Annotated in this window: 27 protein-coding genes; 15 read left to right on the plus strand and 12 right to left on the minus strand. The window is 63.7% G+C overall.

The window, feature by feature from the left end; genetic code table 11:
* Positions 1 to 40 precede the first annotated feature (40 nt).
* Positions 41 to 829 (minus strand): cobalamin-binding protein, encoded by a 789-nt coding sequence (locus V7E26_RS14800; RefSeq protein ID WP_324417207.1) that lies wholly within the window; start codon positions 827 to 829, stop codon positions 41 to 43.
* 118 nt (positions 830 to 947) lie between these two features.
* Here V7E26_RS14800 and V7E26_RS14805 point away from each other — a divergent pair, with 118 nt between their 5' ends.
* Together V7E26_RS14805 and V7E26_RS14810 are read left to right on the plus strand one after the other, a co-directional pair.
* Complete coding sequence (locus tag V7E26_RS14805; RefSeq protein ID WP_324417210.1) at positions 948 to 1,346, plus strand: PaaI family thioesterase; 399 nt, start codon at positions 948 to 950, stop codon at positions 1,344 to 1,346.
* Positions 1,347 to 1,496: 150 nt separating this feature from the next.
* Complete coding sequence (locus tag V7E26_RS14810; RefSeq protein WP_324417211.1) at positions 1,497 to 2,129, plus strand: GNAT family N-acetyltransferase; 633 nt, start codon at positions 1,497 to 1,499, stop codon at positions 2,127 to 2,129.
* A 96-nt stretch (positions 2,130 to 2,225) separates the two neighbouring features.
* Here the strand turns inward: V7E26_RS14810 and V7E26_RS14815 are convergent, their stop codons facing one another.
* Positions 2,226 to 2,528, minus strand: coding sequence for a hypothetical protein (locus V7E26_RS14815; RefSeq protein WP_324417213.1), 303 nt, complete (start codon positions 2,526 to 2,528; stop codon positions 2,226 to 2,228).
* A 136-nt stretch (positions 2,529 to 2,664) separates the two neighbouring features.
* On the minus strand, positions 2,665 to 3,348 hold the full coding sequence (locus V7E26_RS14820) for a DUF2161 domain-containing phosphodiesterase (protein ID WP_324417215.1): 684 nt from the start codon (positions 3,346 to 3,348) through the stop codon (positions 2,665 to 2,667).
* A gap of 251 nt (positions 3,349 to 3,599) precedes the next feature.
* Between V7E26_RS14820 and V7E26_RS14825 the strand changes: the two genes are divergently transcribed.
* A complete protein-coding gene (locus V7E26_RS14825) occupies positions 3,600 to 4,253 on the plus strand; it encodes a GrlR family regulatory protein (RefSeq protein WP_324417217.1) in 654 nt (217 codons plus the stop codon).
* On the opposite strand, the gene V7E26_RS30030 is transcribed toward V7E26_RS14825, so the two are convergent.
* The 3 genes from V7E26_RS30030 to fabG form a co-directional block, all read right to left on the minus strand.
* A complete protein-coding gene (locus tag V7E26_RS30030; protein WP_442893403.1) occupies positions 4,250 to 4,327 on the minus strand; it encodes a hypothetical protein in 78 nt (25 codons plus the stop codon). The two genes, V7E26_RS14825 and V7E26_RS30030, sit on opposite strands and share 4 nt — an antisense overlap.
* A 168-nt stretch (positions 4,328 to 4,495) precedes the next feature.
* Positions 4,496 to 4,696, minus strand: coding sequence for a hypothetical protein (locus V7E26_RS14835; protein ID WP_324417219.1), 201 nt, complete (start codon positions 4,694 to 4,696; stop codon positions 4,496 to 4,498).
* Between the two features lie 61 nt (positions 4,697 to 4,757).
* Entirely contained in the window at positions 4,758 to 5,438 is a 681-nt protein-coding gene (gene fabG / locus V7E26_RS14840) for a 3-oxoacyl-ACP reductase FabG (RefSeq protein WP_324417221.1), read from the minus strand.
* A gap of 126 nt (positions 5,439 to 5,564) precedes the next feature.
* On the opposite strand from fabG, the gene V7E26_RS14845 reads away from it, so the two are divergent.
* The 3 genes from V7E26_RS14845 to V7E26_RS14855 all read left to right on the plus strand — a co-directional run bounded on the left by V7E26_RS14845 (position 5,565) and on the right by V7E26_RS14855 (position 7,344).
* Positions 5,565 to 6,269, plus strand: a complete 705-nt coding sequence (locus V7E26_RS14845) for an SGNH/GDSL hydrolase family protein (protein ID WP_324417223.1) — start codon at positions 5,565 to 5,567, stop codon at positions 6,267 to 6,269.
* Positions 6,270 to 6,378: 109 nt separating this feature from the next.
* A complete protein-coding gene (locus V7E26_RS14850; RefSeq protein ID WP_324417225.1) occupies positions 6,379 to 6,579 on the plus strand; it encodes a hypothetical protein in 201 nt (66 codons plus the stop codon).
* Positions 6,580 to 6,651: 72 nt separating this feature from the next.
* Positions 6,652 to 7,344 carry a hypothetical protein gene (locus V7E26_RS14855; RefSeq protein WP_324417226.1) on the plus strand — a complete coding sequence of 231 codons (693 nt, stop codon included), beginning with the start codon at positions 6,652 to 6,654 and terminating at the stop codon, positions 7,342 to 7,344.
* Here V7E26_RS14855 and V7E26_RS14860 read toward each other — a convergent pair.
* Positions 7,341 to 8,087 (minus strand): tyrosine-protein phosphatase, encoded by a 747-nt coding sequence (locus tag V7E26_RS14860; RefSeq protein WP_324417259.1) that lies wholly within the window; start codon positions 8,085 to 8,087, stop codon positions 7,341 to 7,343. The genes V7E26_RS14855 and V7E26_RS14860 overlap by 4 nt on opposite strands.
* A gap of 98 nt (positions 8,088 to 8,185) precedes the next feature.
* Here V7E26_RS14860 and V7E26_RS14865 point away from each other — a divergent pair, with 98 nt between their 5' ends.
* A complete protein-coding gene (locus V7E26_RS14865; RefSeq protein ID WP_324417229.1) occupies positions 8,186 to 8,515 on the plus strand; it encodes an MliC family protein in 330 nt (109 codons plus the stop codon).
* A gap of 87 nt (positions 8,516 to 8,602) precedes the next feature.
* Here the strand turns inward: V7E26_RS14865 and V7E26_RS14870 are convergent, their stop codons facing one another.
* Positions 8,603 to 8,797 carry a DUF2735 domain-containing protein gene (locus V7E26_RS14870; RefSeq protein ID WP_324417231.1) on the minus strand — a complete coding sequence of 65 codons (195 nt, stop codon included), beginning with the start codon at positions 8,795 to 8,797 and terminating at the stop codon, positions 8,603 to 8,605.
* Positions 8,798 to 9,364: 567 nt separating this feature from the next.
* On the opposite strand from V7E26_RS14870, the gene V7E26_RS14875 reads away from it, so the two are divergent.
* From V7E26_RS14875 to V7E26_RS14885, 3 genes are all read left to right on the plus strand, one after another.
* Positions 9,365 to 10,399: a glutamine synthetase beta-grasp domain-containing protein gene (locus V7E26_RS14875; protein WP_324417233.1), complete on the plus strand. Its 1,035-nt coding sequence runs from the start codon at positions 9,365 to 9,367 to the stop codon at positions 10,397 to 10,399.
* Positions 10,400 to 10,572: 173 nt separating this feature from the next.
* Complete coding sequence (locus V7E26_RS14880) at positions 10,573 to 11,277, plus strand: GrlR family regulatory protein (RefSeq protein ID WP_324417262.1); 705 nt, start codon at positions 10,573 to 10,575, stop codon at positions 11,275 to 11,277.
* Between the two features lie 6 nt (positions 11,278 to 11,283).
* A complete protein-coding gene (locus V7E26_RS14885; RefSeq protein WP_324417235.1) occupies positions 11,284 to 11,970 on the plus strand; it encodes a substrate-binding domain-containing protein in 687 nt (228 codons plus the stop codon).
* 12 nt (positions 11,971 to 11,982) lie between these two features.
* On the opposite strand, the gene V7E26_RS14890 is transcribed toward V7E26_RS14885, so the two are convergent.
* Complete coding sequence (locus tag V7E26_RS14890; protein ID WP_324417237.1) at positions 11,983 to 12,426, minus strand: DMT family transporter; 444 nt, start codon at positions 12,424 to 12,426, stop codon at positions 11,983 to 11,985.
* Positions 12,427 to 12,685: 259 nt separating this feature from the next.
* Here V7E26_RS14890 and V7E26_RS14895 point away from each other — a divergent pair, with 259 nt between their 5' ends.
* Positions 12,686 to 13,393, plus strand: coding sequence for a GrlR family regulatory protein (locus tag V7E26_RS14895; protein ID WP_324417239.1), 708 nt, complete (start codon positions 12,686 to 12,688; stop codon positions 13,391 to 13,393).
* On the opposite strand, the gene V7E26_RS14900 is transcribed toward V7E26_RS14895, so the two are convergent.
* From V7E26_RS14900 to V7E26_RS14910, 3 genes are read right to left on the minus strand one after another with little or no spacing between them, the layout of a single operon-like run.
* The gene (locus tag V7E26_RS14900; RefSeq protein ID WP_324417241.1) at positions 13,390 to 13,590 is read right to left on the minus strand and encodes a hypothetical protein; all 201 of its coding nucleotides are present in this window, start codon (positions 13,588 to 13,590) and stop codon (positions 13,390 to 13,392) included. The two genes, V7E26_RS14895 and V7E26_RS14900, sit on opposite strands and share 4 nt — an antisense overlap.
* A complete protein-coding gene (locus V7E26_RS14905) occupies positions 13,590 to 14,690 on the minus strand; it encodes a PepSY-associated TM helix domain-containing protein (protein WP_324417243.1) in 1,101 nt (366 codons plus the stop codon). The genes V7E26_RS14900 and V7E26_RS14905 overlap by 1 nt, the downstream gene beginning before the upstream one ends.
* Positions 14,691 to 14,742: 52 nt before the next feature.
* Positions 14,743 to 17,004, minus strand: a complete 2,262-nt coding sequence (locus tag V7E26_RS14910; protein ID WP_442893402.1) for a TonB-dependent siderophore receptor — start codon at positions 17,002 to 17,004, stop codon at positions 14,743 to 14,745.
* 469 nt (positions 17,005 to 17,473) lie between these two features.
* On the opposite strand from V7E26_RS14910, the gene V7E26_RS14915 reads away from it, so the two are divergent.
* The 4 genes from V7E26_RS14915 to V7E26_RS14930 all read left to right on the plus strand — a co-directional run bounded on the left by V7E26_RS14915 (position 17,474) and on the right by V7E26_RS14930 (position 22,092).
* A complete protein-coding gene (locus V7E26_RS14915) occupies positions 17,474 to 19,096 on the plus strand; it encodes an ABC-F family ATP-binding cassette domain-containing protein (protein ID WP_324417245.1) in 1,623 nt (540 codons plus the stop codon).
* A 224-nt stretch (positions 19,097 to 19,320) separates the two neighbouring features.
* Positions 19,321 to 20,196: an MBL fold metallo-hydrolase gene (locus V7E26_RS14920; protein ID WP_324417247.1), complete on the plus strand. Its 876-nt coding sequence runs from the start codon at positions 19,321 to 19,323 to the stop codon at positions 20,194 to 20,196.
* Between the two features lie 6 nt (positions 20,197 to 20,202).
* Positions 20,203 to 20,895 carry a nitroreductase gene (locus V7E26_RS14925; protein ID WP_324417251.1) on the plus strand — a complete coding sequence of 231 codons (693 nt, stop codon included), beginning with the start codon at positions 20,203 to 20,205 and terminating at the stop codon, positions 20,893 to 20,895.
* Between the two features lie 36 nt (positions 20,896 to 20,931).
* Positions 20,932 to 22,092, plus strand: a complete 1,161-nt coding sequence (locus V7E26_RS14930) for an acyl-CoA dehydrogenase family protein (protein ID WP_324417253.1) — start codon at positions 20,932 to 20,934, stop codon at positions 22,090 to 22,092.
* The last annotated feature ends 88 nt before the right edge of the window (positions 22,093 to 22,180 follow it).

Genomic DNA, 22,180 nt, shown 5'->3' on the forward strand with positions numbered 1-22,180 from the left:
CATGGATTGCTTCGCTTCGCTCGCAATGACGGCGGAGAGTTCACAGCTGGTCAGCCCACAACGCCTTCACAATCGCATCGAGCCCGTCCGTCAGCGCGGCCGGACCGGGCTGCAGGATGATCGTCGACTTGATCTCGACGATGCGGTTGTCGCGCACCGCCGGGATGTCGCCCCAGCCGGGGCGCTGCCGGATGCGGTCCGGCACCACCTTCTTGCCGCACCAGGAGGCGAGGATCACGTCGGGTGCGGCGTCACGCACCGCGTCAGGCGAAATGATGCGGTCTTTCGCTGCCTGCTGCAGCCGCAGTTTCGGCAGCGCGTCCTCTCCGCCGGCGATCTCGATCAATTCTGATACCCAGCCGATGCCTGAGATCAGCGGATCGTCCCATTCCTTGAAATAGACCTTTGGTTTCGGCGACGGACGCGATGTGGCTGAGATGCGCGCAAGGCGCTCCTCAAAATTCCGCGCGAGTAGGTCGGCGCTCTCCGCGGCACCGACGATCGCGCCGAGGGTGCGGATCATCGCGAGAATGCCCGCGATGTCACGCTGGTTGAAGACGTGGACGGCAACGCCGGCGCGTACCAGATCGGCGACGATGGCGGCCTGCAGGTCGGAGAACGCCAGTACCAGGTCGGGCTCGAGCGCGAGTATTTTTGGAATGTCCGCGGAGATGAAGGCGGCAACGCGCGGCTTTTCGCGGCGGACGCCGGGCGGCCGCACCGCATAGCCGGAGACGCCGACAATGCGGTCCTGCTCGCCGAGCAGATAGAGCGTCTCCACGGTCTCTTCGGTCAGGCAGACGATACGGCGAGGCGGGAACTGGCGCATGGCGACCATATGCCGAATTGCGAAGCGCATGTCACGGCAGCCATTACCTCGGAGGTCATTGCCTGATTTACCGGCAGCATCCATGCTAACAGGAGAAGCAGGAACCGCCGGAGGACGAATGACGCCGCTCGAGAAGATACAGTCGATGAAGATGCCGTTCGCGGAGTTGAAAGGCGTGACCTTCACCGAGGCCGGGCTGGATCGGGTGGTGGCGACGATGGTGGTGCGGCCCGACCTCTGCACCTTGCGGAACACGATTCACGGCGGCGCGGTGATGGCGTTCGCGGATTCGGTCGGCGCGGCGGCAACGGTGATCAACCTGCCCCAGGACGCCAAGGGCACCACCACGATCGAGAGCAAGACCAATTTCATCGGCGGCGCCAGGGAGGGCTCGACCGTGATCGCGACCGCCACCCCGGTGCATCGGGGCCGCCGTACCCAGGTCTGGCAGACCCGGCTGGAGACCGAGGACGGCAAGCTCGTGGCTGTCGTCACGCAGACCCAGATGGTGCTGTGAACGGGCGTCACTGCCTAAAATTTGGTTAACGGTGGATGAACTTTACGTGAGGCATTTCAGGGGCTTGCAATTTATATTGCGGCGCACAATATGGGTGCTCTAGGGATTCGAACGCCTCCTCGAAGGGCCTATCTGAGAGGAGTTCTGACTATGTACCTCACCGTTATTGCGGCCGCATTGGCCGATTCCAGCGTGCGTACGCTGAGCCAGCAGGAAGAATTGCCGCTGTTGCGCGATCACCTGCTGCGGCTCGACCGCACCAGCAGGCGCGACCGGTTCCATGGCTTCATGGATGACAGTTTCATCGAGCGCTATGCCGAGAAGTGCGCCAATGACGGCACCGTCATCATCGCGTTCATTGAAAATGGCGTGGTGAGGGGCGCGGCCGAACTGCATCCGCCGGACCGATCACCGGATTCGCTGCCCGAGATCGCCTTCAGCGTCGAGTCATCCGTGCGTCGTCGGGGCGTCGGCAGCATCCTGTTCCGCAAGCTGATCAAGGAAGCGCGCGCCAGGGGCTACAAGAGCCTGCGGATCACCACCGGCGCAGAGAACGAGGCGATGCGGGCGCTGGCCAGCAAGTTCGGCGCACAGCTTGTATTCAGCCACGGCGAATCCACCGGCACCATCGACGTGACCAGATACGATCAGGCCGAGTTCGCTACCTCGTGGGTCGAGAACGGCGTCAATGCGGTCCGCGCGGTCGTGGCTTTCAACCGCGCGTACTGGCGAATGCTGCTTCGGATGGCCGGCGGCGCACCGACCGAGTGGGGCGCTTCATAGCGCCGTTGCGCCGTGGACGACGCAAAATTGCCCAAGGTCCCGTCAACGGGCCTTGGGCTTTTTCATGAGCAGGTGAGGTCAGCCCGCGGCGGCTGGTCAGGTGCCGGTGCGCTTGTCGTTGCCAAAGCGGCGGACCACCTTGCGCTCGACCACGACGGCGCGCTGCGCGCCCTGTTCGCCCGCGATGACGCGGGTCGCCGATCGCGCCAGGGCGCGGCCGGTCTTCTTCACTTCAGCCAGCACTTCCTCGTAGGGAAGGCCCATCAGTGCGGCGGCGAACTCTGCCTGCTGCTTCTGGTCGTCGGTAACCCCCACTGCAGCGAAGATTGCCTCTTCCAGCGTCGGCGGATCCCGCCGGACGCGCCGTGTGCCGTATTTCGTGTTCCAGTCTTCGCTCATAGGGGCCTCGCATTGAATCGCCGAGATACCTAGGTGTCCGAATGTTGCATTGCAATATGAATTTCGCGTGGCAATACAGCCATGCATCTACAATTTCTCCAGGCCGGTAGCACCGTACGGTTGTTCCTCGCGCCTATCAGCGGGAATCAGCGGTCGCCGTCAGATCGAGCGATTGCTGCGGCCATCGTTTCAATGCGGCACGCCCGGCATCGTTCAGCACGTAAATGCCGCGCTCGGCGCGGTCGAACCAGCCATAGACGTTGTGCAGCAGGATCTTGCCGGCGTCGGGGATGTCGATGCGCAAGTCCCGGACGCGCCGGGGCCCACCCGACAGCGCGGAGGCGCAGGCCAGTGCCTGCTGACGGTAGGCCGTCATGATCGGCGCGCGCGTCGATCCGCCCGGCACGGGATCACCCTTGCGCTTGCGATGTTCCGCGATCAGCCGCGAGCGCTTCCTGGGATTGCGTCGCGGCGCCGATGTCGGCGGTTTGACGATCACCTCGACATCGCCGGTGTTGGTGACGGCGAGCATGCCGAAGCCGAGGCGGCGGCAGAGATTGCGGTATCGCGCGTCGCTCTCGCGGCCCTTGCCACGGGCGGACAGTCTGGCCGCAAGCCAGACCTCGTCGGCGGCAGCGGCGCGATCGACCGCCTGCAGGATCAGTTCGAGATTGAAGGCAAGCTTGAGCTCGCCGATCACGACGACCGGCGGGTCATCGCCGCTCAGCGCCACCAGATCGCAGCCGCCGACCTCGCCCTTGACCGTGAAGCCGAGCTTTTCCAGGAAGTGTTTGACGGGAAGATAAAGCTCGGTTTCCAAAATTTGCTCCGGCGGCGCAGGGGCCGCGACTCAGTGTATTGATGCTAGCCGAATTCCCGTAAAGCGTTTGATCGCCCGGCGCAGGGGCGGCTATCCTGCGCGCCGGGGACAAGGCCAGAGGCAATGGAGGGAACCTGTGAATCCGGTATTCGCGGGTCAAATCGCGTTGCCGGATCAGAAGTGGACAGGGCGTGCTGCAAGGATTGTATAAATTCAGTTTTGTGAGCGGGCGGGGAACCGGGTGCGGCGTGATGTTCGCCACCGGGAGCGGTCGGCTCTATGGCGGCGATTCCGGCTCGTCGTTTGCCGGCGGTTTCAACTCGGCTGACGGCGTCATCGCGGTCGAGCTCACGATGTCCCGTCACAACCACGATCCGAAATACGTTCCGATGTTTGACGTCGATCCCGTCGACCTGCGTTTCACCGGCGTGCCGCGCGGCGAGGAAATCCATTTCGAGGGTGAGAGCGCCGCGTTGCCGGGCGTCCGCTTCAACACCATCCTGACCCGGATCAATGATTCCGACGCGCCGCCGCCCGGCGAGGTCGGCGCTGACGGCATCAGCAACGGGCTCTATTCCATCCACATCCGCATGCTTGACGGGATCGATGCCGGCAACACCGGCGTCATGATGCTCCAGGACGGCTCCATCAGGGGCGGCGACGCCTTCTTCGACTATATCGGGGCGTATTCGTCGGCGAACGGCCGATGGAAGGGCGAAATCGTCAACCGCGAGCACACGCCGAGCCGGGGCGAGCGGCCGGTATTCGGCGGCCATGAGGTCGGCATCGGCTTTTCCGGCACCTACGACGGCGACGGCGCGGAAGGCGAAGCCACTGCGCTCGTCGGCAAGCGCAGCATCCGCTTCAAGGCGGTGCTGCGCAAGCTGGTGGAGGTGGCAGATTAGCTTATTAGCCGGTCGTAGTCAGCGTGAGAGCCGATCCAGAACCAAACATAGGCATCATCGAGTTCAACAGCCAAGGCACGATACCGGAGTCCGACACGTGCAGACCAGTATGGGGCCGACTCTCTTGAATTGAAGGGAGGGATGGCGCGGATCGCTCTCGAGCAACACGAACTCAGCCAGCTTTTGAATCGTGGATGGTCGTCCTCGATACGCGGCCCAAAATCGTGGTGATGCCGAGTGCTTCACAGATCTCGGGATCTTCCTGGGCGATACGCTGCGATCGCTTCCTCTGCGAATGCATCAAGTTTGCCGGCATGCGCATCACGTTCAATGGCCGCGTCAAATTGATCGGCGACGAACGCTTCGAACCAGGTACGAAATCGGGCCAACTCCTGGGGAGGCAATTGCTCGACCGCCTTTTCAAGGTCTTCGGCTGTAGTCATTCCCTTGATATAACGCCCGTCGGCACTAGCAAAAGACCATGAGTTGGGGGAGGAAGGTGTCCTAAACCCTCCCGGTCACCGGCAGCAGTGCGCCGGTGACGGCGCTCGCCGCGTCGCTGGCGAGGAACAGGATCACATCGGCCAACTCCTTCGGCATCACCCATTTGGCGAAATCGGCTTTCGGCATGTCGGCGCGATTGGCCGCGGTGTCGATGATCGACGGCAGCACGGCATTGACCGTGACCTTGCCCTTGAGTTCGGCGGCCAGCGCCTCGGTGAGGCGGTGCACGCCGGACTTGGAGGCGGCATAGGCGCCCATGCCGGAATTTGCCTGCAGCGCGCCCATCGCGCCGACATTGACGATGCGTCCCGCACCCGATGCCACGAGATGCGGGATTGCCGCGCGCGAGGCGTTGAGGGCGGTCGTGACGTTGAGCGCGTACATCCGTTGCCACGTCCTGGGATCGCCGTCTGCCACCGTCTCATAGGCGAAGCCGCCGGCAATATTGATCAGCGCGTCGATCTTGCCGAAATGCGATGCGGCGGCGTTGATCGCCCTGCTGGCCTGGACCGCATCGGTGAGGTCGACGCCGCCGAGTTCGAACAGGTCGGCCGTGGCCGGAGCCTGCGTCGGCGCGTGATCGACGCTCGCAATCCGGGCGCCTCGGGCCAGCGCTTCATCGACGACGACGCTGCCAAGCGCGCCCAATGCACCCGTCACGACAACCACTTTACCGTCCATGATGGGTCTCCATACACATGCAAAATACAGGCGACACTAACGCTGGGAGCTTTTCATTTGCAATGCCGCGAATTTCGGCGTCTTAATACGCGTGTGCGATGAACTATTCTCGTGGAGGATGTTCGCATGCCCCCTGAGCCGAGGCCCTGCAGCACGCATGCTGATCGCTTCAATTTCACGCAGCCGCTCCGCAACCTGAAGGCAAGTCTCGCGAAGCCCGGAAAGATCAAGATCGTGGCCATTGGCTCTTCGTCGACGGCGGGCGAAGGCGGCGTCGTGCCATACCCGGAAAGATTGGCGAAATTGCTCGGGGATTATTTCCACGACCGGGTGATCGAAATGCTGAACCGTGGCGTCGGCGGTCAGGAAGCGACAACCGAATTGCCGCGCCTCCAGCGCGACGTTGTCGAGGAGCGACCTGCGCTGGTCATCTGGCAGGTTGGTACCAACGCCGTCTTCCGCAACGACGAGTTCGATTTCGACGACGTGATCAATGCCATCGAGAAGGGGGTGCGTGTGCTGAAGGGCGCCAGCGATGTCGTGATCATGGATTCGCAATATGCTCCCGCCGTGGTGGACGGGGGGAAGCTGACATTATCCGAGGATCTTGTGGGCAGGATTGCGCTTGCAGCCGAAGGCGACCGTGTCAACGTCTTTCACCGCTTTGACCTGATGCGGCGCTGGGTTGATCACGATCTTGTTCCGATCGATGACCTGGTCCGCGAGGGCGATGAGAAGAGGCTCCACATGAGCGACTGGGCGACAGGTTGCGTCACCAGGGCCTTGTTCGAGTCGATTACAGCACGCCTGGAGGCGGACGGCACCGCCTAGGGAGCTACGGGGCGTGCGAATTCGATAAAATTTGCCCGAGTTTTGTAAGCCGATTGCAGACTCGGTTCGATACAAGGGCGAATACCAACAAAAGGCAGGGGAATTCGTCATGGGTTTGCCGGATCATGGTTTACCGCTTGTTCAGCTTAAGGAGCAGCGGCGCGACCTGGTCGTAGCGCTGCAGAACCGCAGCGGTCCGGTCTCGAGCTGGGAATTGATGCAGATCGCCGCGCTTCAGCAGGCGATCTCGGCGTTTGAGGACGTCATCACCGACCTCGATGCCGAAATGGAAATGGAAGCAGCGGCCTGAGCCGCCAGGCGCTGGCTGTCGGGCCGGCCAATGCCGGCTTTACGTCTGGCGTCCGGCGGATAGGATGGCCGCATGCGCCGCGCCCTTGCACTGCCAGTCCTCCTCCTCGCGCTGTATGCGCCGCAGGTGGGTGACGCGTCTGCGCAGGCTTGCATTCCCGATCAGCATGGCGCTCTCGTCTGTGGCGAGGGCAAGGCCGCGATGCGGGTGCTTGCCGACACCGTCTCACCGTCGAAGGCTTACGCGTTCGCCTGGCGCAGCGGGCAGGGCTTGACGGTATCAAATCCGCCGCCGGACGGCGTCGAAAATCTCCTGATCCGCATCAGCGACGGTACGGTGCTTGCCAGGCTTGGCGGCACGTATTGGGCAACCGGCGAAGCACGCGCCAACCGCTACGATCTCGCCGCGGCCTGGTCGCCGGACAACCGGTCCGTCGTCGAGGTCGCGAACAGCCGCTGGGACAGCGATTCCTTTGCCTATTATCGGATCGATGACGCAACGGCGGCGAAGCTCGATCTGCGCGCGCTGGTCAAGCCGGTCCTGACAGCCAGGCTGCCGCCGCGCAACCGCAAGGGCAATTCATTTCGCGTGCGCACCGATCTGCCGCTGACGCTCGACGCGCGCGGCCGCCTTGGCTTCACCGCGATGCTCTATGTGCCAAAGGGCGAGACCACCAACGACTACAAGGTACAGGTCAACATCAGGACCAGAGGCGGCAAGCCCTCTGCTGATGTCGTGTCGATCCGGCGCGTGAAGGCGGACTAGCGCTGCAGATAGCGCGCTTCGAGATCGGCGCGCTCGGCCTTGCCGATGCCGAGGCCGTCGCGGATGTAGCTTTCGAGATCGCCGTAGTCCGCATCGATCGCCTCGAAGGCGGCGGCAAGGAACGATGCCTGGACCGCGCCGAGCACCTGCCTGATCTCATCGGGCAGGTCGGTGCTGTGATTGGGATCCCTGCGGTAGAAGCGGTTGGTCAGGAGATAGTCTTCCGAGATGACGTCCCCGGATACGCCGAGCGTATGCAGGATCAGCGCGCAGGCAAACCCGGTGCGGTCCTTGCCCGCGGTGCAATGGATCACCAGCGGCGCGCGATCTTCGAGGAGATGCGCAAACAGCGTGCGGAAGTGCCGTGTGTTCTTCTGCACGTAGCTGCGGTAGGAATCGCGCATCACTTCGACGGCATGGTCGGTCGACAGCGGTGTGCCGTCGGCCGTGATCGCACGCAGTGCCGCGACGACCGTGGGTTCGACAGGAAGCGAATGAACCGATATTTCGGGCATCGCGCATCGCGCGGCGACGCGTTCCTCGGTGCCGCGGAAGTCGAAGGCGCTGCGGACGCCGAGGTCGCGCAGCACGGCGGCATCGTCCTCGGTCAGATGGCCGAGATGGTTGGAGCGAAAAATCTGCCGCCAGCGCACCGTCCGGCCGTCGCCGGTCGGATAGCCGCCGAGGTCGCGGAAATTGCTGGCACCGGAAAGATTGAGATGACGGGCAGGGGCAGGGGTCACTGACATCGGCTGGTTCGAACGATCTCGTATGACGGGGCAATGGAGGGCATGTCGTCTGCTCCCGTCTCGTCTATACTGAACTCCGCAGGGGGAGAAACATGAATTGTCCTGGAAATACGATTTTTGCGAAAACGATTCTTGGCGCCGCGCTGTGCGCTGTGATCGCGACCATCCCGACGACAGCATCCGCGCAGTCCAGTTTCCGGAACTATAGCTGCGCCGACGGATCGCAATTCATGGTCGGTTTCTTCCAGTACGACAAGCGCGCCCATCTGCAACTGGACGGCAAGGCGCTGACGCTGCCCAAGCGCGTAGCGCTGACGGGATCTCGCTATCAGGCCAAGGGCGTGACCTTGCGGATCAACAGGGCAGGCGTCGTGACGCTCAAGAACGTCAGGCGCAAGACCACGACCTGCCAGCAGACATGAAAAAGGGCCGAAACACTATCGTTTCGGCCCTTTTCAGTTCACCGGCGCCTTCACTCGGGCGCGTCCTCGCCAGACACCTCCCGGGCATCAGTGGTCCCGCTCGTTGGTCGCGTCCTGAATGGCGGCGGCGTGGTACCAACTGTCGAAGCAGTCCGCCAGGTTGACCGCCTGGGCGGCCAACTCGGCCGGCTTGGTCTCGCCGTAGCGACGCCCGCCGAGCGCCGCACGGCCCCCGGTCGGGAATTGATAGATCTTGGCAGTCCCCGCACTCGTATTCATCATGTCTGTCTCTCCTTCCGTCGAGGCGTGCCTCCATGGTGCGCCCGACTCGTTCTCCAGTGGTTACGTAAGTCGATATTGTCGGTGCTCCCCGCGCGTGCAAGTGACCAAGATATCGGCAGGTTTTGTCTATTTGGCAGGCAGTTTGGACATTGCTTCCTGCGAGGCAGCCGTAATCTGACCAACGCGCGAGCCGGTGGGATGGTTGCTCGGCAAGGCCAGCATTCCGGGCGCGGGTGCCAAAGCGCTGCCGCTCCTTTGAGCGGTCGGCAGGGCGCAAAGGGAAATGCCGGAGAAATGGGCTGGATTCGGCCGGTCAGCGCGCCGCCGATCCGCCTGATTTGCAGGCCTGCCGCGCTCCTATGTCGCAGCTTTTATTTTCGGCCGTGGGACGCTCGCCCTGTGGACAGACCCTACCGCAGTGCAGCGATTGGCACGTTAAATGCTTACCAGGAAGCGGCCTGACGTGGCCGGGTACACGTATGCGGAGCTTCCAGGGGGCTGGGCGTCAAAATCCAGAGTTCAGGGTTCGGCTCCGCACTTCCAGTAAGCAACTTCAAGAGAGGCTCAATGACCAAGTACAAGCTCGAGTATATCTGGCTTGACGGATATACGCCGACACCGAATCTGCGCGGCAAAACGCAGATCAAGGAATTCGACAAGTTCCCGACGCTGGAACAGCTTCCGCTGTGGGGTTTTGACGGTTCGTCCACCCAGCAGGCTGAAGGCCACAGCTCCGATTGCGTGCTGAAGCCGGTTGCGGTCTATCCGGATGCTGCCCGTGAGAACGGCGCGCTGGTGATGTGTGAAGTCATGATGCCCGATGGCAAGACCCCGCACGCCTCGAACAAGCGCGCGACCGTCCTCGACGACGAAGGCGCCTGGTTCGGCTTCGAGCAGGAATATTTCTTCTACAAGGACGGTCGTCCGCTTGGCTTCCCGACCGACGGCTATCCGGCGCCGCAGGGCCCGTACTATACCGGCGTCGGTTACTCGAACGTCGGTAGCGTAGCGCGCAAGATCGTGGAAGAGCATCTCAACCTTTGCCTCGCCGCCGGCATCAACCACGAAGGCATCAACGCCGAAGTGGCGAAGGGCCAGTGGGAATTCCAGATCTTCGGCAAGGGCTCCAGGACCGCCGCCGACCAGATGTGGATCGCCCGCTATCTGATGCTGCGCCTCACCGAGAGCTACGGCATCGACATCGAATTCCACTGCAAGCCGCTCGGCGACACCGACTGGAACGGCTCCGGCATGCACGCCAACTTCTCGACCAGGTTCATGCGCGAAGTCGGCGGCAGGGACTATTTCGAGAAGCTGATGGCCGCCTTCGACAGGAATCTGATGGACCACATTGCCGTCTACGGGCCCGACAACGACAAGCGCCTGACCGGCAAGCACGAGACCGCTCCGTGGAACAAGTTCAGCTACGGCGTGGCGGACCGCGGCGCGTCGATCCGCGTGCCGCACTCGTTCGTCAAGAACGATTACAAGGGCTATCTGGAAGACCGCCGTCCGAACTCCCAGGGCGACCCATACCAGATCGCGTCCCAGATCCTGAAGACGATCGCGGAAGTCTCGACCGGCGCCAAGGCGGCAGCCTGATCGGACACACATCGATCCGGGTGCCCCCGGGTCGCAAGGCTGATCCGCCAGGGCGGCGCCCTGGCGGATCATTTCGTTTTGATGAAGTTGATTCAAATACGCGGGTTCAAAGCCGTTTCCCTGCGTGATGAAGCGCGCTAGACAGCGACGTGGGTTTTGCCGGGGACACGGCATTGTTCGAGGGATTCTACAAGGTCAGGTTCCAGCTTGGCGCCGCGGTCGGCCGCAGCGTCATGTACGCGCGCGACGGCAAGATGCTGGGCGGGAATTCGGCGTTCGCCCATATCGGCACCTACGAAAAGCGTGATGACGGCGTCGATATCGTGATCCAGACCGTCCGCCATAACCCGGACCCGGCCTATCGCGCGATGGCCGGCACCGACGATGCCACCCTGCTGGCCAAGGGCCGCGCCGACGGCAAGCTCTATCGCTTCGAAGGGGGCCTGAAGGAATTGCCTGGCGTGCCCTTCCACTCGGTGATGACGCCGATCGAGCAGGATGCCGTGCCGATCGCTGGTCGCCGCGGCGAGGGCGGGGTCGTCAACGGCCTCTATTCCATTCACGTTCGCCTGCTCGACGGCGTCGATGGCGGCCTCACCGGCGTGATGCTGCTCAATGACGGGCGCATCCTCGGCGGCGACGCCTCGTTCTACTATGTCGGAAGCTACACCTCGGAAAGCGGCCGCTGGAAAGGCCAGATCCTCAACCAGGAGCACACGCCCGCTATGGGTGAGAACCCGATCTTTGGCGGCCATGAAGTCGGCATCGGCTTTTCCGGCAGCTGCGAGGAGGAAGGCGCGCTGCTCGAGGCGACGGCGCTGGCCGGCAAGCGCAGCCTGCGCATGACCGCGGTGTTGAAACTGATGCGCCGGGTGTAGGGGCCGATGGCTGAATCCATTCGCGTCCTCTCGACCCTGGCACTGAAGGGCGCCATCCGGCAACTGGCTGACAAGTACCAGGCCGCCGGTGGCGGGCCGATCGATGCCGATTTCGCACCGACATTGGCGCTGTTGCAAAGGCTGCGGGCGGGCGAGGCCGCCGACGTCGTCATCCTGACCCGCGAGGGGCTGGACGAGATCGTGCGCGAGGGGCGGGCGGCGGCGGAAAGCTGCGTCGACTTGGCGCGCTCCTTTGTCGGCGTCGCCGTGAAGGCGGGAGCCGCGCATCCCGATATCGCGACCGAGGCCGATTTACGCGCGGCACTGCTGGCCGCCCGCGCGGTGGCTTATTCGCGGCTCGGCGCCAGCGGCATCCTGTTTGCGCAATTGATCGAGCGGCTCGGCATCGCCGCCGAGATCAACGCCCGCGCCGTCATCATCCCGCAGGGGTTTACGGCCGAGCGCCTCGTCGCCGGCGAGGCCGACCTCGCCATCCAGCAGATCAGCGAGTTGAAGCAGGTCGACGGCATCGAGGTCGTCGGACCGATTCCCCGCGAGTTGCAGACGCCGGCGGTGTTTTCCGCCGGCCGCATGACGGCGTCGCGGAAGCCGGGGGAGGCGGATCGGCTGCTGCTCTATCTGGCTTCGGCCGAGGTCGCGCCGGCGTTGCGCGAGAGCGGGCTCGAGCCCTGAACTGAAGCGCGTTTACTCCCTGATCAAGACCACGCCGGCGATCAGCAGCGCCGCGCCCGCCAGTCGCGCCGCGCCGATCGGATGCGGCGCCAGTCCGAACGCGCCGAAATGATCGAGCGTCACTGCGACGAGCACCTGGCCGGCGACGACCAGCGCAAACAGTGTTGCCGCCCCGAGCGAGGGCAGCAGCAGGATCACGAGCAGGATGAAGACGCCGCCGAACACGCCGCCCGACCATGCGTACCACGGCACGCCGGCGATTGTTTTCCAGGAAGGAATGCGCTCGCCGAGCACGATCACCGTCGCGATCATGGTGATGAGGCCGACCGCGTAGCTGACCAGCCCCGCCCATGCCGGCGAATTGAGCGCCGTGCGCAGATTGCCGTTGAGCACCTGCTGGGTCGCGACACTGACGCCGGCGCCCAGCGCGAGGAGATAGAGGACGAGATGTCGCACGAGCACCCCCGTTGATTCCGGCCGGCAAGCGCGTCCGGCACTGCAAGGCCAGAGAACGCGAATAGCCGCGCCCGAACAAGAGGGTGGGGGCCGCTTGGTGCAACGGAGCCCGTCGGTTGGCGCGCCGCCGCGGAAAAGCATGAGCGCGGCGTGCCATATCTCAAGCGGCATTGACCCTGCGCCATAAACGCGGCTGGCCCCGGCCGTTCGAGGATGCTAAGCCGCCGCGAAACGAACAGATGGCGCAGGACATTTTCGGTTGCTAAACGGGCTCTACAAGGTTGAGTACGGGGTGAACGATGCGTTCGGCCGCAGCATCATGTGCATGCATGACGGCAGGCTGCTCGGCGGCAATTCCGCCTTTGCCCATCTCGGCACCTATCGGGAGCGCGACGGGGAGATTTTCGGCGAGGTCATCACCCAGCGCCACAATGACGATCCCCATTACAAGCCGCTGATGGACACCGACATCGCCGCGATCAGCGTGCGCGGCAGGCTGCAGGGCAACAGGATCAGGTTCGAGGGCAACGCCGCGCCGCGGCCGGGCGCCCTGTTCTGGGCCGAGCTGACTCGGCTCGACGAGGAGGGGCTGCCGCCGGTCGGCACCGTTGGACCAGGCGGCATCGTCAATGGGCTCTATTCGATCCAGCTTCGCGCGCTCGACGGGGTCAAGGCCGGTCTTTCCGGCGTCATGCTGCTGCTGGACGGCCGCATCCTCGGCGGCGACGCGTTCTTCTATTATCTCGGCGCCTATGCCTCCGCCGACGGCCGCTGGAAGGGCGAGATCCTCAACCAGGAGCACGCGCCGGCGAAGGGCGAAAACCCTGTTTTCGGCGGCCATGATGAGGTGGGCATCGGCTTTGCCGGCACCTGCGATGAAGCGGGCGCCGAGCTCGAAGCCATCGCCTTGGCCGGAAAGCGCAGCCTGCGGCTCGCCGCGACGCTGAAGCTGCTGCGGCCGGTCTAGGGCTTTGTTCTTCGCGCGTAAAACCAGGCGGTGAGCGCGATGGGCGCGCCGAGCGCGACCCAGGAGAAATAGCGGCCGGGTCCCTCGTACAGCAGCGCGCTCAGAAGTCCGGCGGTCGACAGCACGCCGATCAGCAAGGGACCGCCATAGACGGTCCACCAATTGCCGCCGGATCGCGATTTGCGCGCCTTTGTCATCACGACGGCAGCAACGAAGGCTGCCCGGCGATCGCGTGGCTGCGGTGCTTGCGGCGCTTTGCAAGCCACAGATAGAGCCCGCTGCCGATCACGACGATGGTCATGATGTCGAGCAGCGCCCAGATGATCTTCAGCGGCATGCCGCCATAGTCACCGAAGTGCAGCGGTTGCGAGACCAGCAGCGCCTTCAGATAGATCGGAAGGTCGCGCGCGTCGGAGACTTCTCCGGTTTCGCCGTCGAGCAGCACCGGTTTGAGCAGCCGCGAGGTCAGCGGCGTGTCGCCGCGCATGAACACCGCGAAATGATGCGAACTCGTGAACGGCGTGCCGGGGAAGGCAACGAAGGAGACGTTCATGTCAGGCGCGATCCTGCGCGCATTCTCCAGCGTGCGGTCGAGCGACGCGAGATGCACCGGCGGTGGCTTGCCGGCATAGGGCTTGACCATGTCGGCGAGTTCGTTCGCCTTCCACTGGTTCAGCATCACTTCGGCGAGCGTATTGATGACGCCGGTAGCGCCGACCACCAGCGCCCAGGCGATCGTCACGGCGCCCAGAAGGTTGTGCCAGTCGAACCAGGCGACACGACGCGACTTGTCGCGAAGCGTGCCGAAGCGCAGCCGCCGCGTGAACGGCCAGTACAGCACCACGCCGGAGACGATAGCGACCAGGAACAGAAAGCCCATGGCGCCGAGGAACAGCTTGCCGGGCTGTCCTGCAAACATGTCGACATGGAGCTTGAGGAAGATCAGCATCGGGCCGCCGCCGACCGGGCCGAGCGGCTTGGCGGTGTTGGCATCGTATGCCCTGAGCGTTGTTTTGTCTGGATCGCCGTCGACCTTGTCGTTGGTGAAGGTGACGATGTTATTCGGCTCGTCCTTGTCCCACAGGATATATTGCAGGACGCGGCCGGGATCGTCGGCCAGCGCGGTGCGGGCGATCTCGTCGATGCTCCGCTTCACGGCATCAGGCTGGGCGATCTCCGGTTTCGGATCGTAGCCGAGCAACTCGTCGATCTCGTGATGGAAGATCAGCGGCAGGCCGGTGATGCACAGCATGAGCAGGAACAGCGTCGATATCAGGCTGCTCCAGGTGTGAACCACCGACCAGACGCGAACGGTTCGGGCTTTCAGCGCCGCCTCCCTCGTGTCAGCGCTACCATTTGTAGGCGAGGCTCGCCGTCACGCGGCGCCGATCGCCGTAGAAGCAGGCGGTCGGCGACGAACAGTTCGCGACATAAATCGTGTCGGCGACGTTGATGACGTTGAGTGCCGCGCGCCAGTTCTTCCATTCGTAATGGATGGCGGCGTCGCCAAGCACGACCGACGGCACCGGCAACGTGTTGAGGTTGTCGGCAAAGGAGCCGCCGATATAGCGCACGCCGCCGCCGAGACCGAAGCCGGTCAGCGGGCCGCTCTGGAAGGTGTAGTCGACCCAGCCGGAGACGAGTGTCTGGGGCGTATTGGTCGGTGACTTGCCGATCAAAGCCGGATTCAGGTCCTTGCTGACAAAAAGGTCATAGGTGGTGAACGCGCCGACCAGTTTGAGTCCGGGGAGCGGATTGGCGACCGCCTCGAGCTCGAAGCCGCGCGACGTGACTTCGCCGGTCTGGGTCGGCAGCAACACGTTGTTCGGATCGGTCGTCAGGGCATTCTGCCGCTTCAAATCGAACCACGCGAAGCCAAAGTGGCCATTGAAGCCGTTTGGTTGAAACTTGAAGCCGACTTCGGTTTGCTGGCCGGTCTCCGGCAACAGGAGCTGGCCGGAATTGAGGCCGATGACTGGATTGTAGCTGGTGGCGTAGGAGACATAGGGCGCGAGGCCGGAGTCGAAATTGTAGATCAAGCCGGCGCGTCCGCTGAACTTGCTGTCTTCGCGGTTTTGACTTGGTCCGATGTGGTTGTCGTTGTCGGTCGCAACCCAGTCGTTGCGGCCGCTCAGCACGAGCGTAAAGCGGTCGAGCTTGATCTGATCCTGGGCATAGAAGCCGAGTTGCTTCTGCGTCAGCGTCGCATCCTGATAGGGGGCGCCATTGAAGCGCGCGGTCGGTGTATAGACCGGGTTCAAGAGGTTGAGGGGCGTAGCGCCGCCAAAGCCTTGCCAATCGCCAATCTGATAGTGCTTGAGGTCGAGCCCAAAGAGCGCCGTGTGCCGGAGAATGCCGGTGTTGAAGCGGTATTCGAGTTGGCTGTCGAGATTGCCCTGATTGGCAACCCCGTGGGTTAGGAAGTTGCCGCGAGCCAGCAACGCCGTGGCGGGATCACCATTGACATAGCCAAGACCGAACAGTGTCGAGAGCGTCACGTCGACATGGCCGAAGCGGGCATTCTGCCGGAACGTCACATCGTCAGAGAGGTTCCGCTCGAACTGGTAGCCGATCATCTCCTGTTCGCGCTTGAATGTGTCGGCGCTGGGATCGCTGGCAAACAGGCGGGTCGGAATCCGGCCGAACGGTGCATCAACCACGGTGCCGATATAGGGAAGGAAGTTGAGGCTTCGTGTCTCGAATTTCGAGGCCGAGGCGAGCACGGTGAAGGTCGTGTCGGCATCGGGCTTCCAGGTCAGCGATGGCGCGATGAAGTAGTTGTTGTCGGGCGTGAAGTCGACCTGGGTGCCACCGTTCTGGACCTGACCGACCACGCGATAGAACAACTGCCCGTTTCCGGGCGCGGTTGCGACCGGGCCGCCGAAATCAAATCCCAGATAGGCGTTGCCGAAATTATTCACGCCGGTCTCGAGATAGCGGATCGGCTCCGCAGGCGGCGTCTTGCTGACGGCATTGACGATGCCGCTTGGGCTGGAGCCGCCGTACAGCACGGCGGACGGGCCGCGCAGCACCTCGACGCGGGCGAGGTTGAACGGCTGCAGCTTCCAGCTCGCATAGGACGTATAGAATAGCTGCAGGCCGTCGAGGAACAGGCCTACGTCGTCCGACTTGAAGCCGCGGATCAGGAACCAGTCGTTGCGGTTATCGGCGCCGAAGGTCCCCGCGAGCACGCCAGGCGTGTAGCGCATGATCTCGTCGAATTTCTTGGGCTTCTGGTCGCGAATCTGTTCTTCGCCGATGACCGAGAGCGACTGCGGCGTCTCCATGATCGGCGTATTGGTCTTGGTACCCGCCATCGAGCGGTTCGCAACGTAGCCCTGAACTGCGCCACGTGGATTTTCAACGACGACGCCGACCGTGCGCTGCGGCGGCGGCCTCGTCGGCTGCGCCGTCTGCGCTGCGCGCCGTGTCTGCTGGCGCGGCGGCGTCGCGGCGCGCCGGCGCGCCTCGGGTGCTGCGACGACGACGGGAGGCAGCGACTCCGCGCCCGATCGCGAGGAGCTTGACTGCGCGAATGATGCCTGCGGCAGCAACGCCAATGCGGATACGGTCGCCAACGCGGCGACGCCTGACAAATTACGAGAGTTCAAGGTTCCACCCCAACCTGCGAGCACACTTCATTGCGCCTCTGAAGCCGGCGCAGCGCAGCGACGCATACGCGAGGGTAGGTCGATTCCTCTAATGGAAAGGTTCTTAGAGTTGGTCTTAGAAATTTTCAAAAATTAGTCGCGAGAGTTGTCGATCCGACATCGACACTTCAAAGCTGCGGTATGGTGTCTACAGCCGCCGACGTGGCGACGTGCAGCGCTTTCTTTGGCGCCGTCCCGGCGGATGCCTGCCGGCATCTTCGTGGGGGAGGTCGAAGCGGTGTGCGCTCCTGACGCGTGGTCCTGTTAGCAGCCCTGGAGGGGGGTATTTTGGGCGGTGTTGCCGCATGCCCCGCTGGCCTTCCGGGATTGGGAACAACGACCAAGCCGGCCCGGCCGGTTCGCCGAACTTGAAGGTTCGGCTGCGATGTCCTAAGCAGCGGCCGCAGCGATTTTCCCCTTCAGATAGCCAATGATCCGCCTCGATAACGTCAGCAAGCAAGTCGGCCACCAGATCCTCTTCATCGAAGCTTCCGCCGCCCTCCAGAGGGGGGAGAAGATCGGCCTTGTCGGCCCGAACGGGGCGGGCAAGACCACGCTTTTCCGGATGATTTCGGGGCAGGAAATACCCGATGAGGGCCAGGTCGCGGTCGATCGCGGCATTACCATCGGTTATTTCAGCCAGGATGTCGGCGAGATGTCCGGCCGCAGCGCGGTCGCCGAGGTGATGGACGGGGCCGGGCCTGTCAGCTTGGTCGCGAACGAATTGAGGGAGCTCGAGGCCGCGATGGCCGATCCCGAGCGCGCCGACGAGATGGAAGACATCATCGCGCGCTATGGCGAGGTCCAGCACCGCTTCGAGGAACTCGACGGCTATGCGCTCGACGGCCGCGCGCGCGAGGCGCTGGCGGGCCTGGGCTTCAGCCAGGAGATGATGGAAGGCGATGTCGGCGCGCTCTCCGGCGGCTGGAAGATGCGGGTCGCCTTGGCGCGCATTCTCCTGATGCGTCCCGACGTCATGCTGCTGGACGAGCCGAGCAACCATCTCGATCTGGAAAGCCTGATCTGGCTCGAGCAGTTCCTCAAGGGCTACGAAGGCGCGCTGCTGATGACCTCGCACGACCGCGAGTTCATCAACCGCATCATCAACAAGGTCGTCGAAATCGACGGCGGAATGCTGTCGACCTATTCCGGCAATTACGAATTCTACGAGCAGCAGCGCGCGCTGAACGAGAAGCAGCAGCAGGCGCAATTCGAGCGTCAGCAGGCGATGCTGGCCAAGGAAATCAAGTTCATCGAGCGCTTCAAGGCGCGCGCGTCGCATGCCGCGCAGGTGCAGAGCCGGGTGAAGAAGCTCGACAAGATCGAGCGCGTCGAGCCGCCGAAGCGGCGGCAGACGGTGGCGTTCGAGTTCCTGCCGGCGCCGCGTTCGGGCGAGGACGTCGTCAGCCTGAAGAACGTCCACAAGGGCTATGGCAGCCGTCCGATCTATCAGGGCCTCGACTTCATGATCCGCCGCAAGGAGCGGTGGTGCGTGATGGGCGTCAACGGCGCCGGCAAGTCGACGCTGCTGAAACTGGTGGCCGGCTCGACCGAGCCCGACGACGGCACGGTGGCGGTCGGCGGCAGCGTCAAGATGGGCTATTTCGCCCAGCACGCGATGGACCTGCTCGACGGCGATCTCACCGTGTTCAAGTGGCTGGAGGAATCCTTCCCGCAGGCGGGCCAGGGTTCGCTGCGCGCGCTGGCGGGCTGCTTCGGTTTCTCCGGCGACGATGTCGAGAAGAAATGCCGCGTGCTCTCGGGCGGCGAGAAGGCGCGCCTCGTGATGGCGCAGATGCTCTACGACCCGCCGAACTTCCTGGTGCTGGACGAGCCCACCAACCATCTCGACCTCGCGACCAAGGAGATGCTGATCAATGCGCTCTCCGAATTCGAGGGCACCATGCTGTTCGTTTCCCACGACCGGCACTTTCTCGCCGCGCTCTCCAACCGCGTGCTGGAGCTGACGCCCGACGGTATCCACCAATATGGCGGCGGCTACACGGAGTACGTCGCTCGCACCGGGCAGGAAGCGCCGGGACTGCGGAGCTAGTCTCGCAGTCCGAATGAGTCGTAGCCCGGATGGAGCGCAGCGCAATCCGGGACATTCCCCAGCGGGTCAAACCGTTCCCGGATTTCGCTCCGCTCCATCCGGGCTACGGACGTGCGGCAACCAGTACGGGACTTCTCCCGACGCATGGCGCTACGCAGGGCGTCGGCTTGTCGGCGCTGAATCCGCCCGCTACGCTGCTCACAAAAATAGGGAGCGCAGCAGGGATGAAGCAGCTCAGGATTGGTGACATCACGATCGACGCGGTGATCGAGCGTGAGGGGCCGTGGCGGCGGCCGCAGGATTTCTTCCCGGCCTATGACGAGTCGGTATTCAGGCATCACCTGGCCGGCATGGAGCCGGAGGTGTTCGACAGCGCGCTCGGCATGATGGTGATCACCTACCAGACCTTCGTGGTCCGCACGCCGCGCTATACCATCCTGGTCGATACCTGCACCGGCGAGGACAAGGGCCATCCGCCGCCGTTCGACTTTCCCGGCAAGGAACGCTGGCGCAACGAGTTGTTCGCGCTCGGCATCTCCTACGAGCAGGTCGACTACGTGTTCTGCACCCATCTGCACATCGACCATACCGGCTGGAATACCACGCTGCGGGACGGCCACTGGGTGCCAACCTTTCCCAATGCGAAGTACATATTTCACAAGCGGGAATATGCTGCGTGGGAGGCGGAGAACGCCAGGGGCGCCAACCCGCCCGGCACCGTCTTTCGCGACAACTGCTTGCCGATCGTCGAGGCCGGGCAGGCGGTGCTGGTCGACGACGATTACGCGCTCGATGATACCGTGACCCTGACGCCGACGCCGGGGCATTCGCCCTGCCACTGCTGCGTCAATATCTTTTCAAGGGGCAAGCGCGCGGTGGTGGCCGGCGATCTCATGCATCACGCGATCCAGTGCCGCGAGCCGGAATGGTCGGCCAAGCCCGACTGGGACCCGAAACAGTCGGCGGTCTCGCGGCGGAAATTCTTTGCCTCCGTCGCCGGCACCGACACGCTGATCCTGCCGGTCCATTTCCCGACACCGACCGTCGGCCTGATCACGGCGGATGGCGACCGCTTCGATTATCGTTTTTGGAGGGACTGACCGACGATGGAATTGCAACGGAAGGATTTCGAGACGCTGGTTCAGACCCGCAAGAGCGTCCGCGGATTTACCAGGCAGCCGGTTTCGCGTGCGGTGATCGAGGAGATCATCGATGTCGCCAAGCGCGCGCCGTCGTCGATGAACACCCAGCCCTGGCACATTCATGTCCTGACCGGCGAGCCGCTAGAGGAGGTGCGTCGCCGCAACATGGAGGAGATGATCGGCGGCGCCAAGCCGAAGCGCGACATCATTAGCTACGGCGAATACCAGGGCGTGCACCGGGGCCGCCAAGTCGACATCGCCAAGAAGCTGTTCGCGGTGATGGGCATTGCCCGCGACGACAAGCCGATGCGGCAGGACTGGGTGCTGCGCGGCTTCCGGCAATTCGACGCGCCGGTCTCGCTGGTCCTGACCTATGACCGTATCCTCGATCCCGGCGCCGTCTGCCACTTCGATCTTGGCGCGCTCTGCCATGGCCTCGTGCTCGCGGCCTGGGACCGTGGGCTCGGCAGCGTCATCAACGGGCAGGGCATCACGCGCTCCGACATCGTGCGCGAGGTTGCCAATATCCCGGAGGACGAGGTGATCATGACCTGCGTCGCCATGGGCTATCCCGACGACAGCTTTCCCGCCAATGCGGTACGGTCGGACCGTGAAGCCAACAGCGACTTCGTCCGCTATGTCGGGTTTGCCGACTAGGCGCGAGAACACCAATGATGCAGGCGAGGACGTGCTATGAGTGACGAAGAACAAACGGCGATGATCCGCGAGACCGTGGCGAAGTTCGTGGACCGCGAGCTGATTCCGCTGGAGCCGCACTACCTCAAGTCCAAACTGCCCGGCTCCGGTCACCCCCGATTGACCGATGCGCAGCGCCAGCGCCTGCGTGACGTATCGAAGGAGTTGGGGCTATGGGGGCTGGACGCCCCTGAGGACCTCGGCGGTCACGACCTGCCGACGCGCACGATGGCCGCTGTCCACGAAGAACTCGGCCGCACCTGCGTACCCTTTGTGCTGCCGCCGGACTCGCCGAACCTGCGCATGCTGCAGGCGGTCGGCACCGCGGCGCAGAAGGCAAAGTATCTTCAGCCCTATATCGAGGGACGGATGAGCTCGGCGATCGCGATCTCCGAGCCCGGCGCCGGCGGCGATCCCGCAGGCATGAAGACCCGCGCGGTCCTTGAGGGCGAGCAGTGGGTGATCAACGGCCGCAAGATCTGGATCACCAACGCCAGCACCGCTGATTTCATCATCGTCATGGCCCGCGTCGGCAGCGACCAGCGCCAGGGCGGCATCACTTCCTTTATCGTCGAGAAGGGCACGCCGGGCTTCATCATCGAGCGCGAGATTCCGATGCTGGGTGGCGAATCGACCTACGAGATCGTGTTCGAGGATTGTCGTATCCCCAAGGATTCGGTGCTGGGCGAAGTCGGCAAGGGTTACGCGCCGATGCAGCTCAGGTTGCGCACGCGGCGGCTGGAGATGGGATCGACCTGCATCGGCATTGCCAGGCGAGCGCTCGACATGTTGTGCGAGCACGCGAGGCAGCGCGAGACGTTCGGCGTGAAGCTTGCCGACCGCCAGGCGATCCAGTGGTGGATCGCCGACATCTCGACGCGCATGCATGCCTGCCGGCTGATGGTGCGCGATGCCGCCGAACGGACCGATCGCGGCGAGGACATCCGCCAGGAAGCCTCGATGATCAAGGTGTTCGCGACCGAGATGGCCTATGAGGCCTGCGACCACGCCATGCAGACGCTCGGCGCGCTCGGCATGACGCTGGAACTGCCGCTTAACGCCCTCTCGCAGAAGGCGCGGCTGATGCGGATGTATGAGGGACCGAGCGAGGTCCACCGCCAGGCAATCGCGCGCCGCGTGCTCGGGCTGCGCGGATAGACCAGCCGGCGCGGATCTGGAATGAGCGCTCGCTAGCCCGACTTCGCGGATTCGCGCCCGAAAACGCGAATTTTGAGATTTTTTGTTC

It is taken from the genome of Bradyrhizobium sp., from assembly GCF_036735945.1.
In the GTDB taxonomy this organism is placed as follows: Bacteria; Pseudomonadota; Alphaproteobacteria; order Rhizobiales; family Xanthobacteraceae; genus Bradyrhizobium.